A 14,620-nucleotide genomic window follows, 5' to 3' on the forward strand; every position below is an offset into this window, starting at 1 on the left:
GTGCGGGTGTGCGGGGGGATCAGGTGGTGTGGGCGAACGGGATCAGCCCGGCTGGTGGCGAGGTGATCGCGGCTTTGGTGGGTGTGCGGTCGGCGGGGTCGGCCAGCAGCAGCAGCCACCGACCGGGCGGGGACCACACCATCGCCGCGGTCGTGGTGTCCATCGACCCGTCGTATTCGCGGGTCACCAACCGCAGATCCGCCCGAGCGGTCGTGTAGTGGTCGACGGTGTACCCGAGCAGCGTCGGTGCCTTCCCGGTGGGCACCGCGGTGGTGATCGACATTTGGGATCGGTTGATCTGCCAGGCGTCGCGGCCGGGCCCGGGCGCCAGCAGCACCGCACCGACCTGCGCCCATTCGCTGTCCGGGGCCAGGGACATGCGCACAACCGCGTTCGCCGCCGCCAATCCGGCTCCGGGCCCGTTGTGGGTGTACCCGGTCGGTGTCGCTGAGGTGGTGCCGCTGCGCGGTCCCTGATCGCCTTGGGGCACTTGGACCCCGCTGTAGGCCACCCACCGCACCCCCGACGGTGGGGTGTTCGGTGCGACCGCGACCTCCGTGCCCGGTGCCGGCGACACCGCTGACGGCCGCGCCGACGGGTGATCGTCGTCGCCGCACCCGGCCACCCCGGCGAGCAGGGCCGCACCAAGCAGTGCCGCGACAACGGTCGCCGGGATCGCGTCGGTCAGGCGGTGATCATGCCGTAGGCCAGCGGCACGGCGGTCAGGACGATGACCTGACCGCCGACGATCCCGAGCAGTGATGGTGCCTCCCGGTCGGATTCGCCGAAGTCGGCGAACCCGTGTTTGTTCTTGTGCAACCGGGCGAACAACATGCCCAGGCGCACTTGACCCATCACCAGCACGAACGCCAGCAGCCATCCGATCGGGACCAGGAGCGGCCGCAGATGTTCCAGCGGTACCGCCTGATCGGCGAGGATCACATTCACTGTTCAACTCCCGGATTCCCATGACGGCGGCGGCTCAGCTCGCACCCATGTAGATGCCCGACGCGATCGCCCCGAGCGAGGACAACCCGGCCAAGCCGAGTGCGGAGTAGGCAATCGCCGAGCCCTCCTCAGAGCCCACGTTGTGGGACTTCTTCGCGTGCGAGAGCTTCGCGAACCCGAACGCCAGGCCCACGATCGCGACCAGGATGCACAACCCGAGGGCCACACCGGCCAACCAGTTCCACTTGTTCTGACCCGGTGCGGTCTGCACCGTCACCTGGATCCCACCCGGCAAACCCCCGCCACCGACATCAGCGCCGGTCCCCGCACCCGGGGTAGGGGTGGGTGTCGGGTCGCCGGGTGCCGCGGTCGCGGTCACCGGGCCCGCGAGCACGGTCACCAGGGCGGCCGACCCGAGGACGGTCACCATCCGCAGCCGGGCCCGCAGACCCGGCGCGCCGGGCGTGGTCGTGTGGGTGGACGTCGAGTCGATCGTGTCGCCCGCGAGTGTCGTGGGCAGTGTGGTGGTGGTCATGGGTGAACTCCTTTGCTGGGCAGAGAGGGTGGGGTGTGCGGTCACGGCACGGCCGCGAGGTGCTGATCGCGCAGAGTGGTGATGCGCGTGCAGATCTGTTCGCCGATCTCGGCGACGCGGCGCGGGACGACGGTGTCCAGGGGGCCGTCGCGTTTGGCGGGCACGTCCCCGGGGGCCCATGACGCCAGCACCGGCGGTTGCCCGGACAGGGCGTCGAGCCACGGGAGGGTCCACACCGGGCGGTCGTCGAGCAGCTCGGCGACGGTGTCGCGGAACGCGGCCACGTCTTTGCGCAACCGTCCGGGGCGGGTCGGCCGGATCAGCAGACCCACCACCACCGCATCCGGTGGGGCCAGGCCCTCGTCGGGTTCGCGCAGCACCCGCGCCGCGGCGCGTAGGCCCTTGACGGTGTCCTGGGCCACCACCACCGTCAGCGGGGTCGACGTCGGGTGCGCCGGCCATGCCTGCTCGGTGTCCGCGGCCGGCGCCCACATGGCCGCCGCCGTCGACGCGCCCGCCCACGGGTGCGCCCCCAACACCGCGAACAGCGGCGGTGGGTCGTCGAGACGCTGTTCGAGCGGTTCGGTGCGCCACACCGCCCCCGGTGGCACCTCGAGCGAACTGGTGGCCATCAGTGGGTCACCTTCGCCGCGTGACGCCCACCGCTTGCGGCGTGCTTGGGTCCACTCGACGAGGCGTTACCGCCGCCGAACTGGGGGAACGCCACTTTCAGGCCGGGGATGGCTTGTTCAGCCTGCTTGGACAGGTTCACCGCCGCCTGGGTGACGGTGTCGCTGACGGTCCGCGACAACGGGCCCGCCGCGGCGAACGCGTTCTGCGACTGCTCATGCGACACGCTGATGGGTGCGTGGATCGGACCCACGTCGACGTGGCCGTTGACGTCACCGGACTTGTTGACGGTGTAGTCGACCTTCGGATTACCCGGCACGGGGGTGTTGTTCACGTGCAGCTCGTACTGGTTGGCCTCCGGGTGCGGTGGTGCAGGCTTCGACAACTGGGGGTTCTCCGTTGTGGGCCCGCCCAACGGTGCATTCGGGTCACCACCGGGGTCGCCAGCGCCGAACGCGTAGCCCAGACCAGCGCCGACCGCACCGCCCGCGGCCGCGGCCGCGGCCGCCAGACCCGTCGCCGCCAGAGTCCCCGCGCCGCCACCTGCTGCGGCGCCGATGCCGCATCCGACGGCACTGCTGATGCCCTGTGGGGGGATCGGAAGAGCGGCCAGAGCGCCGATACCGCACCCGAGTAGCGCGCCGCCGCCGCCGAGGATGATCTCGGCCGGGACGAACACGGTGAAACCTGTCAAGGTGGCGCCGGCGACCCCGCCCAGGACGGTCGCCGTGGCGCTGCGGTCGGCCTGGTCGTCGGTGAACCCGATGCTGCGGTAGAACGTGTCCACCCGGGCCTCAGCGTCGGCGAACTGTCCATCGAGGTTGCGGGCGTCGGCGTCCGAGACCGGTCCCTGCGGCAACCAGACGTTGCGGCTCAACACAATCTTGCCGGGGTGCGGCAACGGCTTTGGGATCACGGGCCGCTTGGGGGCGACCGGTGTCGGCAGATGCAGCGGGGTTTGCGGGAGCGGGTTGTATGCCCCCTGATACGTCGGCTGGGTGTCCTCCGGTGAGCCCTGCTCGACTGGTGGGGCGATGTACGTCGGTGCCGGGACGAACGACGGCCCGGTCTGTGGCGCGGGTTCCGGGGTCGGCTCCGGTGTCGGAGCGGGGGCCGGCGCAGGTGCCGGGGCGTCGGGGGTCACCCCTCCCTGACCGGTCGGTGGTGTCGACGGGCTGTCGGGGGTCACTCCCCCTTGCCCCGTCGACGGGGGCGCGGCCGGGGCGTCGGGTGTGATCCCGCCCTGACCGGGATCGGCCAGCGCGGGTGCGGTGGCACCGGCGATCAGGGTGGCCAGCACACCGGCGGTGATCATGGTTCCCGCCCGGGCCGTCAACCCGGCTGAACGGGTCGTTGGGAGCTGAGAATGGCGGTGGGTGCCTGTTTTTGGCATGGGGGTAGTGCCCTTTCACGAAACGGGGTGATGGAGGGTGAGAATCGAGGTGGCGACCAGGCAGTGCCGTCGCCAGACGTCCGCCGATTCGGCCGTGGTAGTTATCCGGTGCGGTCCGGCGTCGCGGTGCTCACCACCTTGCTCTGCGGTATCGCCGAGATGAGGGTTTGCCCGTTCTCAACGGTGGTAGTGATCACCTGGTGCACGATCGTCGGCACACTGTTGCCCGGGGCCAGCAGTGTCAACGTCACGTCCCAGGTGTTCGCGGCGGTCGGTTGGATACGTAGGCAGTGCTGGGTACCGGTGGCGACCTTGTCGATGCTGTCCTGCAAGGTGTCTGCGGTCCCCAGATTCCGCGACGACGGCGCCGCCGCCGCCCGCGCCGCGGCCCCGGAGCGTTGCACGTAGTAGGCGTAGTCGAATTTCTGGATCACGTCCGGACCGGACGTTGTGTCACCCGGCCCGGCGCCGGTCACCACCGCCCCGGTGGTGTTCGCCGCGCACATCGGCGCCGGTGCCGGGCTCTCGGCACTCTGCGTGGCTGTGGTCGCCACGACTGCGGTCGGGTCCGCGGCGGGCACATCACTGGCTGCGGGTTGGGAATCGCTGGGCCACAACGCCAGCGCGCCGATACCAGCGACCAACAGCAGCACCACGAAGAACCCCGCGGCGATGAGCGGGCGCCGCCACCTGCGAATCCGGCCGGCGGCGGAATTCCGCCCACCCGCGACAGCGGGCGTACTCGGTGCGGGCACGCTGTGCGGGGCGACGGGCGGTGTCGGTTCGTACGCCGGAAACGACGTATCGACGGGCTCCGGTTCCGGCGCCGGTTCGGGGCCTCGTGGGGTGGGTAACCACGCCCACCCGGCCGCGGCCCACCGTCCAGACAGTTCCGGCGCAGCATCACGCACCGGCGCAGCGTCCGAGCGGAACAGGTGGCCCGGCTGCGGTGGTGGATCCCACAGCACCTTGCTCAGGTCGAACGCGGGCCCGGTGGCGTCGCCGGTCGCTGGAAGGTCGGCGCGGGTGCCGGGATGTTGCGCGTACTTACTATCCATTGCTAATCCCTTTCTCCCAACGAAACTCTGGACTGATCACTGCTGCGCCCATCCGGGCCGACACGGGCGTTCACCCCGCCGGCACTTCGGTCGGGGTGAACGACGACGGATCCGGTATCCCGGGCACCCCACCGAACCCGGATTCGCCGCCGCTACCGGGTGCGTCCGAGGTGGGGGTGGTGTTCTGCGCGTCCACTCCGCCCTGACCCGATCCGCCGCTCTCATCGGTACCGGTGGGATCAGCGTTGGACAGGATCGGACCGTTCGGGGCCAGCGTCGCCGAACCCGGCGGGACCGTCGCCGACGGCCACAGCTTGGACACGCTGTCGCTCACGGCCTGGGCGGCGGTGTTGAGGTACCCGTCGCCGGTGACCGAAGAGAACGACGACCCGGCCAGGTCGTGGGCCAGGGCGGCGAACCATTCCGCGGCGAACAGCGTCGGTGACGGTGCGCCCGCGGTCTGCGAGGTCGTCGTGTAGGAGCCATGGGCGTTAGCGGTGTTGAAGTACTGCATCATCGTCGTGACGTTCAGCAGATCCTTGTTATCGGTGATGTTCTGCTTGATCGCGTCGAACGCCTGGTTCGTCCACCGATCCACCGTGGCCGGCGGGACCAGATCGACCACGGCCGAACCCAGCTTCGCGCCCAGTACCGCCAGGGCGGCCGGCGGATTCGCCAAACCGACCGTGGCCAGCTCCCCGATGGTCTGCGGGGTGATCACCTTCTTCGCCACCGACACCACAGCGTTGAGGCCGATGGTGCCGACCTTCAACACGGCGTTCAAAGCGTCCGGGACAGACGGCAGCGGGGTCCGCGGATCCGAGGCGTCGGCCAACCGCTGCGACACCGACTCCTGCGGTTCGTAGCTCAGGGTGTCCAGAGACGTGCCCTGCACATCGTTGTTGATCACGTCGACCCCGGCCTTGACCGAGGTCAACGCCAACGCCTGACCGACCGAGGTCAACGACCCGATCGGGTCGGCTTGGTCCAACTCCGACTGGCCGGCGATGTTGGTCACCAGGTGCACGATCGGCGAGTTCGACGGGGCGGCGCACGCCAGATCCCCCGACGCGCAGCTGTCCATCACCCGACCCGACAGGTTCCCGTACCCGCGATCAGAATCCATGGTGGGGGCGATACCGCCACCCTCGGGACCTTGTGTCGGTCCCGGAGACGGCAACGAGGCCACCGACTGCCCGGAGGTTCCCGGCGCCGCGGCCGGGCGGTCCTGCCCACTCGCGCCCGGGAACAATGGCGAATCAGCTGGGCGGCCCGGGTCGCCGAACAACGCGACACCAGCGACACGGTCTGCGTCGATCGGGCCCTGCCCCTGACCTATCGACTTCGCCACGTTCGACATCGCGTGCGCGCCCTGCGAGTACCCCGTCAAACCGAACTGGGTTTTACCGCAGCGGCGCGCGATCTGGCTCAGCATCGACGTTGTCGTGCCCATCGCCTGGGTCACCGACTCCGAATACTGTTGCTTCCCGCCGGCGACCGCGCCTCCGAACCCGGCCGGATACGGCACATACTCCCGGGCGACGAGGCCCTTCGCCATCGACAACATCGGCGACATCACCGAAGCGAGCATCCCAGAATCCGCTGTCGTCGAAGCGTTGTCCGACGACTGGCCTGTGCCCTGCACACCCAGCACATACAGGGCCGGGCAGTTAGTTTCCGCGACCGCGGTCGGGGCGTCATACGCCGACCCGACACCAGCGAGAACAGCAACCGATCCCGCCAACGCCACGCCGCCGCAGCGCACAGACCACCGCGACAGCACCGACCGAGCCCTCCCCGACCCCATCAACTTACCCGCCCCACACCCGGCGCGCCGAACACACGGTTCAGAGGTGGCCGGCGGACCAGCGCATGACCCACAGGACACGTCGGGCCCGGTTGCACAGCCAACGAGGCGGAGACACACCACCACCCCACCGGCTGCGCACCGCAACCAGCCGCCCCGACCACATCAGCTGACATGGTCCCTACACTGGAAGAACTGGCCATCACGTGCCCAGCACGCGACCCGGTAACCGGTGCTCGATCCGTGGCAGACGGCAAATCAAGGCCACCAGAGCACCACCCCAGCTGGGAGGGGTCAGACCGCAAATCCAGGCCCCTCCCAGCTTTGCCTCTCGGCTCCTCTTGACTGATCAATAGCCTCCGCTCCTTCACGACTATGTGTGGGATTCATGTCGGATCCGCACACATAGAGGTTATATAGAAGCGTGGCACTTACACAACACTTACATAGTCTGACCTATATTGTCCGATTCCGGTCTCGACCCACCACAGGCACTAAAGTCATGCGGTGTGCCGGACCACCTCTACTTCGCCGACGTCGTCCATCGGCGTCGCCGGGAGCTTGGCCTGAGCCAGGCTGATGTAGTGCACGCAGGCGGCCCATCCGGTCCGACGCTTGTTCGGATCGAGAGTGGTACTTTTCCGGCTCTCAGACCGCCGACCTTCAAAAAGCTCGACCAGGCACTCCGTTGGACACCCGGCAGCGCCTACAACGTCTATTTGGGCGGCGATCCAGAGGAAGCTGGTCGCGACAGGCCCCCATCAGCGCGCGGGCAGTTCACTCTCCCCCTTGCCCGGCTAATTGACCTTATCGAAATCGCGGGCGACATGGCCGCTCTGGCGACTAAGTATGAGCAAGACCCTGCACTCCACGCGGCGCTGGATAAGTTGCGCGACGTTCTGTCGCCCATGGTCGGCAAGGTAATATCAGCAATGCTGAACGCGGAACTCCCTCAGCAGCTTCCGCCGCCGGATCGCGTCGCGGCCGCCGTTGACGCGTTCTTGCAAGCGCCAGCAGAAGACGAAACGCCAGCTCGTACAGCCGAGAACACACGGCGTCGTATCGCCGCAGAACGGCTCCGGTACGGTCAGGAGATCGCTAATGAGCAGCCCGGAAACCCATAAGCCCATACCAGGCCACGTCGCTCTACTCTCCGACGCCTACGGAGTCCCGCTCGCTGCGATGGCCCAGATCACCGGTGTAGCTGAGGACCGGCTCCAGAGCGGCCAGCTCGACTCCCACGACCTCAGTCGCGTCGCCGCCGCCTATGATCTGCCGGCAACCTTCTTCGAGACGGAAACCGGCAGCGAGATTGACCAGCTGCGGTTGCTAGCTACCCTGCGCGCGACGCCCGCGGCCGCGCTTCGCCTTCGCGGTAAGCCCGGTAGATAGTAAATTTCACGACACCGCGCACCAACTCCGCGCAACCCCTAAGACCTGCTCGGGCGTTGGGGTGTGATGTGTCGGACGCCAACTAGTCGACCCTGGCACAACATCTCTTATGTCGCGCCCCAGAACAACTGACGCGTCAATGCACTCTGCGATCATGCGGATGAGTCGCGCCTCACGGCTCAGACCAGCTGTACTCATGAGGCGTACCTCCGGTGCAACGCTCGTCAAGAATTCCCATAACGGAGGTAGCCCTGCGACGGACTTTTCCCATTCCTTGGAAACCGCAGTCTTTCGTCGAGCATAGCGAAACGTCCCCAGTAGCCCAAGCACGCTAATAACAAGAGTAAAGATGGCGTACACGTTTCCGTTACTGTCACGCTGAACACGTTCGGCCGTGCCGATATGGCCGTCGCTGGACGCTATTGCGTACCATAAGAGTGATATTGAATTGAGACCCGTTGCCAAAAACAACCCTAGCGCTACGATTCCCGCCGACGTCACACCGCCCCTCCGCATGCCCCGCGCGTAGGCACGACCCACAACTACCAGTGCGTAGCCGTCGCAGAACACAATGCTTGCCGAATAAATGGCGAAGTACGCGACCGAGAGCACGGGTGCGGCCGCCTCAATAGGAAGGTTGCGGGACCCTGCTGACGCGTCCAACACCACCAGAGCCGCCGCGACCACGCCCAAGCCTATCCAAGGAGTCAACGCTGCCATTCGGCTACGCATCATGCGAGTCGCGTGACGCACTGCTGCCACCGCACCCACTGCGGCAGCGACCGTCAGCACTTGCGCAGCTACCCGGACAAGGCGGCCATCAACTAGCTCGGCGAGCACGTCGTTAATTGGGCCAACCTTCACCACGTCCGCCGCAACAAAAAATGCTATCACCACAGTGAAGTGACGACCCTGGCCACGCTTTATGACCGCGACGCGGCTCACGGTGACAAAGACGGCAAACGTCGCTATGAACAGATCTAGATAGAGCGGAAGAGTGTTTCTCACTATTACTCTGGACCTAAGAACGTATCAAGTACGTTTTGCTGAGTGAGGGCACGACGTGCGCGGCGCAGGTTCGCGAACTCTCTATCTGACAACAAGAGCAGGACGGCCAGCTGCGACCCCAGAAACTCAGCCGCGTACTCGTCGGCGGACTCGTAGTGGTTCTCGCTGTGCGCGACTTCGTGGGAAATCATTATCCCGGCATCGGACAGCGCCGCAGCAACTAAGTCCTGAGGAAGGTTTGGGAACAGTGCTGGGTCTATGGCGGGCGCCGTAGGTGAATCCATATGGTCCAGCAGAACATGTGCGATTTCATGGCAGATGATCAGTTGGGATCTCCAGTCGTTCTTGGCTCCAGCGTGAACTATCGTGATGCCGGAGTCCAGCGCAAGAGCCGAACCGCTGACCGCTCCGGACATCGAGTATCCTTCGCTGAGATGTACTGCAAGACCAGACTTGACACTTGCGTACTCCAGGAGTGAGTCCACGGTCGGGGCGGCACCCCCATGCCACCGGATTAACCCCGCTGTGATTCGTCGGCCTGCCCTCCGCGCTCTCCACTGACGGATCATCTCAGCAGCGAATTGATCATGTGTTTCACACGTTCGGGTTTGCTCCTGACGAGGACTCTACCTACCGGTGATTCGTCACTCTGGCACTGCACAATTGGCCTGCCCTGGCTGTCTTCTGCGATATATGGGTGGGCTGCCGTAGTCTCGAACCCCAGACGGTCGGCCCAGAGATCACGCAGCGCAGCGAGCATTGCTACTGAATCGTTGCATGGGGTCCTCCAGCCGCCCACCGGCCCGTGGGGCGAATACTTTGGTCCTCTCGCACTCCCATACTGCTGATGGACCTTGAGCATGTCCCGGCCTAAGCGGGTCGAAGGGAAGTCGTCCGGCGACAGTGTTGTTTCCTTGGTGACGTCGAGTCCTGCCCATGTGATCCGTAGCGGACTTTTCACAACCTGCGTTGCTGCTTCTGGGTCAAGACGTATGTTCGTGTCCCCCATGTCGTCGAGCCAGGAATCAGCGGACAGGCCATGGCTGCCCATGATCGTCACCATTCCCAGCCAGCTGGCCACACGAGGCTCTGTCCACAATGCTGCCGCCAGATTGGTTAGCGGACCGATGCAGACAAGCTTCCCGTCGTGCCTGTGCTTGGCCGCGAAACGAATCAGCGCCGAGACACTGTCGTCACCCGCAAGAGCCGAGATGTTCGCGAACTCGCGCGGTGAGAGCGCGTCCCCGAGGCCGTCAGTCCCGTGGACGCTCACCGCGGGTTCCCAACCAGCGGGCGCGGGTAGAGACGATCCGTGCACAGGCACGCGGTCGGCACCAGCTTGCCGCAGAGCCCAACGTGCGTTCCGGGATGCCCGCGTCGGATCGCAGTTCCCCCAGGTTGCACCGACACCGCAGAGATTCTGGGGTCCCACCGCTCGGGCCGCCACGGCTATTGCAAGGGAGTCGTCGACTCCGCAGTCCGTGTCGATGAAGAGCTTCATTGGCAGCCGCTCAAGTTGGATTCCCATCGTCGTCGATGTATAGGCAAGCTCTGTTTAACTGCCAATTTAGCGTGTCGACGGTGTCATTTGTAAGACTGGCCGCTCGGACGACCTTGACGGGTGTGGCGCACCCGCACTCCGGCGCCACCGCCCTCGCGTGCATCGACGAGGTGATGGCCTTCGCGCGGTTCTGCCCTGCCCTTATCGACGAACTCAATGTCATTGTCGAGAGCGACGATGACGCGATCGCCTACCCGTCGACCGTCTCTCGGTCCTGGTGCGTAGCCCGTCAACGCGGTCACGCGTCGCATGCGGTCGGTTCCTGCTGCCCGCTCACCGGCTGGGCCCAGCGACTCTACGTAGGCTCGTTCGAGCTCACGGCATCCGTTGCGGCCATCAGGTGACTTCGACACCATCGCGCAACGACGGCCGACACCTCGGCAACTCCCCTACGCGGCTCGATACATCGCCGGCGACGACGTTTAGCACGCCAAAGAGGAAACCACGCTGCCCTCAGGCCTGAGCCCGCTATCGAGAGTCTCGACTCGTCCGGTTGTCCTCTGTCCCGCGGTCGCCTTCGGGTGCAAACGCATCTCGAGTGCGCCGAAATCAGCGTCAACACTCGGCCCGACGTTGCGCCTCTGCTGCGGAAAGTGATGACCAGGGAAAACAGGCTGAGCGGGCCGCAGCGGGGCGAGGCCGACCTTGCATTGGTGATTGGGTCAGATTGGACGGCTAGCCACTCGTATTGGCTTATAGCGCTTCGAACGCGCATTGACGCAGGTCGCGAGATTGATCATGACGCTCACCCCGCAAGCCTGTCTTGTTCAATCCAGCGTAGCGACTCGTGCCGTTGCAATTCAGCAGTCTAAGCGAGCCCGGTTCGGCGAGGGTCGAAATAACCAGGGGCTCGCCGCTCGCCAACGAGTAACGGATAGTAGCCAGGTCCCGACTCGCTCCTGTTCGACCGTTGCGGACCCGCGCTACGGCCGCAGCGTTCTCCGTGTCAAGCAGGCAACCGATAGATCTGGGTGTCGCCGACGGCGGAAGAGGCAAACCCCCGCCGAAGAAGCACACGTCAACATCAGTTACCCCGCCTATCAGCGAGCCTGAGTCGCCGTGAAAGCTTGATGCAGTCTCGAACTGCCTTTGAGCTGCGGACGCAGAGTCGGCTGGTACCTACGGATCCGTTGTCAATCTCGGCGGCGACGTTGTCGAAGGTGCTTACAGTGGTAAGTACGAAGCTAGAGCAGCAGCGGGTCCTGGTAAGTCGCCCACAGCCTCGGCGAGACCGGAGGTGCATGAGCATCCGAGCTGTAGATGTCTCTGAGTTTGGGGGGCTTTCGGCCCTAAGATCGTCGTACACACTCTGTGTCGTACGTCGATCTATGTCCCGCGGTCTTGATTCTTCTAAGTTGTTTGCCATCGGCCCCGGATGTGTACTCGAATACATCACGTCTGGCGGTCCACAGTCGTGACCGCGTGCATGCAGGAGTTGTATCAGATACAACGTCTGCGACTCTTCCGCGCGGGTCCGAAGGGAGCGTTTCAAACCCGTATTGAACACTGCGTATACGTACTCCACTAGAGCCGCCAGTAGATATCGCGGTAGATGCGCCAAAGTATTCGGGCGTACATGCAACCGTACAGCGCCCAGTATGTATAACCGACGGGTCTGCGATGCAACTAGTGGTGCGACACCCCGAAGCAAGAGCCGAACGGCAAGGGCAAAACACGACTACATAGGTGGCGGGACATGGGACGCGCTGGGTGGCCCGACAGTGAGCGGTATGAGCAGGTGTAGGTACGCCGGCTATGAACGGGGTAATCGGAGCCGTATTGAAAGGCATAGCAGCGCTGCGACATACGGTGGCGCGTACAACACACATGACAGCCGAATAACACGCCATGCATCCGGGCGGACATTGTCCGGTGCTAACTGGTGTGCGGCAAGCAAAGTGTTCGACAGAGCAACGAAGCGTGCAGACGCGGTTACGTATGCCCTTTGCGTACCGTGTTCTGATGACATGGCTGACAGTAGTGAGACAGGGGCACACAAGGGGCCGAAAATGCGCCGCGCGTGCGCCCCATCGCACGGACGTCATGTCGGCCCGTTTGCCACCCGCTCAGAGAGCGGTTATGTCGCCGCATCGACGAGGCGACCGCAGTCCCGAGTGAACGACTGTGTTCAGAGTGCGACACGCGGGCGAACTCGTGGCTGCATTACGGGCTGACTGCACCTTCCTCTGTTAAGTTTCGTGAGCGCTGTGACCGGACAACTACGCAGGGAGAACTGATGGAGACGATCCCTTACGTACCGCGGGCCGTTTTGGTCGCGAATCAGAAGGGCGGCGTGGGCAAGAGCTCGATTGTTGCCGGCGTCGCTTCGATGGTCGCAGGTGGCGGCAGACGCGTCCTGGTGGTCGACGCTGACCCTCAGGGAAACGTCTCGAAATCAGATTTCGGAGAGGCGGGGGACCAGGGCAAGGGACTCGCGCAGACCTTGCACTATTCGGTGCCCCTGGAGCCACTGCGCGGCGTCCGCCCGAACCTAGACCTGCTACCCGGTGGCAGCTTCCTCTCGATGGTGTCGTCAACCGCGTCGTCTGCAGCCGACAACGGCATTGATCTACGACTCAACCTCGTTAGCGCCCTGTACGAATTGTGGGGCGAAGAGCGCTACGACCTAATTCTGATCGACTCAGGGCCCGGTGACGCGCCCCTTCTCGACGCTCTACTCGGCACCGCGCAGTACTTGGTCGTGCCCACGAAGCAGGACGACGCAAGCCTCGACGGCGTCGAGCTCCTCGCGCAGCGCTACTTGCGGGCGCGGCAAAACGGCGCCGAAGTCCAACTGCTCGGCATGCTCTTGTTTGATGCGAATCCACGTGCAACAGTCCGAAACCGAGAGGTGCTCGATCAGATCACCGACATCCTGCACGGCAGTGGTGTGGACTCATTCCAGACACTGATCCGCACCGATGCGGCCGGGTCGATCGACACTCGACGGCACAGCTTCACACCAAGCGAGCTGGTCGCCGCAACACAATCTCGCAGAGCTGGCATTCTTAAGTCATTGCGTAAAGGTGAGAAGACCGGGGAGCCAGACGAGGCGCGCTTGTGGTCACGCGACTCCAGCGGTCTCGCCGGTGACTACCAGGCACTCACCAACGAGGTCCTTACCCGGATCGCCGAGAGAGAGACAGCCGCGCTAGGAGTAGTCAAGTGAGCAGCAAGCGCCGCGGCGCGTTCGACGTAAGCGCCACCAACGTTACCGTGCTCCCCGAACCGCCGGCCCCAAAGTTCCCCGCTCGCCAGGTCCCTGACATCCCCGAGGAGGCGGCTTCCGCCGCTCCATCGGCGGCGACCGAATCTCGTCCGACGCAACGGTCCGGACGCCAAACTGCCCAACCCCGTCGCCCGCGACAGCACCGTTATCCCGATGCCGCCGTTGCACCAGAGCTCGCCCAAAAACTTCGCGAATTGGCAATCGCCGAGAAGGCCGCCGATCCAATCAGTGCGCGCAGTCATGGAACAATTGTTCTGCAGGCGATTGAGCGGAACGCGGAAGGGCTGCAGCAGCACTTCGCTCCGAAGCCGACCGCGACATCCGGGCTCTTCGCCTACACCGACAACTCCGTCACCCGTCAGCGTCGTCGACACGGGCAAGTGAAGCCAGTGAAAATCGTGTTGGCAGGAATCTTGAAAAGCGATGCCAAGAAACTTGACGAGCTGGTCAAGTTGTGGGGTACAGGCAACCGCAGTGCGCTCGTAGAGGAAGCGCTACGCATGTATTTCGACGACCGCGACTGATCCACCGCCCGGTCGCAGCGAGCGGATAAACCAGGGTTTCCGGCACCAAGAAGCAGTCCTGGGTCTCGCCGTCACAGTGACGAAATGCCCGGGCGCAAGGGGACAAGGGGACCTCCCGCAGAGTGGGGGATTGGTCGGAACGCAATGTTTGGCGGGGTAAGCGACAACGCACCCGCCGGTGTGAAGTTATCCATCGGCAGATGGGGCAATCAACTGGCCCGGTACTGAGTAGACGTCTCCGCGTTGCCCGCAGCGCGGACAGCCTCAAGGAGCCGCGCGAATTCGGAGGCCAACACACTGCCGTCATTCAGCCCAATTAACACCCCTTCAGCGCGCGCCGTGGCCACCTCGAGACCGGGAGTCGGCGCCACCGTAGGCTCCCGTAGCTCGGGATCTGCCGACGGAACCTCGTATGCGGCCAGGTCGCGGCTCAACATGTCGGCCATCTCCCGATGGTGCTCAATCTGCGCGGAAATCCGGCGCGAGTCGGTCTCGGCCTGACGCCGACACTCGTCCGAGCAGTAGATCCGGGGCC

14 protein-coding genes are annotated in these 14,620 nt (G+C 65.0%); 5 read left to right on the plus strand and 9 right to left on the minus strand.

Annotated features, from left to right (window positions below):
• Positions 1–19 precede the first annotated feature (19 nt).
• From BW971_RS21390 to BW971_RS20155, 7 genes are all read right to left on the minus strand, one after another.
• A complete protein-coding gene (locus tag BW971_RS21390) occupies positions 20–379 on the minus strand; it encodes a DUF8175 domain-containg protein (protein ID WP_143690498.1) in 360 nt (119 codons plus the stop codon).
• 305 nt (positions 380–684) lie between these two features.
• Positions 685–948: a hypothetical protein gene (locus BW971_RS20975; protein WP_083710487.1), complete on the minus strand. Its 264-nt coding sequence runs from the start codon at positions 946–948 to the stop codon at positions 685–687.
• Positions 949–982: 34 nt separating this feature from the next.
• On the minus strand, positions 983–1,483 hold the full coding sequence (locus tag BW971_RS20135) for a hypothetical protein (RefSeq protein ID WP_076482876.1): 501 nt from the start codon (positions 1,481–1,483) through the stop codon (positions 983–985).
• Between the two features lie 41 nt (positions 1,484–1,524).
• The gene (locus BW971_RS20140; protein WP_076482877.1) at positions 1,525–2,115 is read right to left on the minus strand and encodes a hypothetical protein; all 591 of its coding nucleotides are present in this window, start codon (positions 2,113–2,115) and stop codon (positions 1,525–1,527) included.
• Positions 2,115–3,428 carry a hypothetical protein gene (locus tag BW971_RS20145; RefSeq protein WP_076482878.1) on the minus strand — a complete coding sequence of 438 codons (1,314 nt, stop codon included), beginning with the start codon at positions 3,426–3,428 and terminating at the stop codon, positions 2,115–2,117. Before BW971_RS20145 ends, BW971_RS20140 begins: the two co-directional genes overlap by 1 nt.
• A gap of 179 nt (positions 3,429–3,607) precedes the next feature.
• Positions 3,608–4,564, minus strand: coding sequence for a DUF8176 domain-containing protein (locus tag BW971_RS20150; protein WP_076482879.1), 957 nt, complete (start codon positions 4,562–4,564; stop codon positions 3,608–3,610).
• A gap of 70 nt (positions 4,565–4,634) precedes the next feature.
• Positions 4,635–6,371 (minus strand): cutinase family protein, encoded by a 1,737-nt coding sequence (locus BW971_RS20155; protein WP_083710489.1) that lies wholly within the window; start codon positions 6,369–6,371, stop codon positions 4,635–4,637.
• A gap of 509 nt (positions 6,372–6,880) precedes the next feature.
• Here BW971_RS20155 and BW971_RS20160 point away from each other — a divergent pair.
• Together BW971_RS20160 and BW971_RS20165 are read left to right on the plus strand one after the other, a co-directional pair.
• Positions 6,881–7,495, plus strand: a complete 615-nt coding sequence (locus BW971_RS20160; protein ID WP_076482880.1) for a helix-turn-helix domain-containing protein — start codon at positions 6,881–6,883, stop codon at positions 7,493–7,495.
• 58 nt (positions 7,496–7,553) lie between these two features.
• Positions 7,554–7,763: a hypothetical protein gene (locus BW971_RS20165; RefSeq protein ID WP_076482881.1), complete on the plus strand. Its 210-nt coding sequence runs from the start codon at positions 7,554–7,556 to the stop codon at positions 7,761–7,763.
• 1,010 nt (positions 7,764–8,773) lie between these two features.
• Here BW971_RS20165 and BW971_RS20170 read toward each other — a convergent pair.
• Both BW971_RS20170 and BW971_RS20175 read right to left on the minus strand, forming a co-directional pair.
• A complete protein-coding gene (locus BW971_RS20170) occupies positions 8,774–9,187 on the minus strand; it encodes a hypothetical protein (protein WP_076482882.1) in 414 nt (137 codons plus the stop codon).
• A 149-nt stretch (positions 9,188–9,336) separates the two neighbouring features.
• Positions 9,337–10,299, minus strand: a complete 963-nt coding sequence (locus BW971_RS20175) for a nucleoside hydrolase (protein WP_076482883.1) — start codon at positions 10,297–10,299, stop codon at positions 9,337–9,339.
• A gap of 95 nt (positions 10,300–10,394) precedes the next feature.
• Between BW971_RS20175 and BW971_RS20180 the strand changes: the two genes are divergently transcribed.
• The 3 genes from BW971_RS20180 (at position 10,395) to BW971_RS21395 (ending at position 14,085) form a co-directional block, all read left to right on the plus strand.
• Positions 10,395–10,676 (plus strand): hypothetical protein, encoded by a 282-nt coding sequence (locus BW971_RS20180; RefSeq protein WP_076482884.1) that lies wholly within the window; start codon positions 10,395–10,397, stop codon positions 10,674–10,676.
• A gap of 1,892 nt (positions 10,677–12,568) precedes the next feature.
• The gene (locus BW971_RS20185; RefSeq protein WP_076482885.1) at positions 12,569–13,501 is read left to right on the plus strand and encodes a ParA family protein; all 933 of its coding nucleotides are present in this window, start codon (positions 12,569–12,571) and stop codon (positions 13,499–13,501) included.
• Entirely contained in the window at positions 13,498–14,085 is a 588-nt protein-coding gene (locus BW971_RS21395; RefSeq protein ID WP_076482886.1) for a hypothetical protein, read from the plus strand. Before BW971_RS20185 ends, BW971_RS21395 begins: the two co-directional genes overlap by 4 nt.
• The last annotated feature ends 535 nt before the right edge of the window (positions 14,086–14,620 follow it).

The sequence above is a fragment of the Williamsia sterculiae genome, from assembly GCF_900156495.1.
Classification (GTDB): Bacteria; Actinomycetota; Actinomycetes; order Mycobacteriales; family Mycobacteriaceae; genus Williamsia_B; species Williamsia_B sterculiae.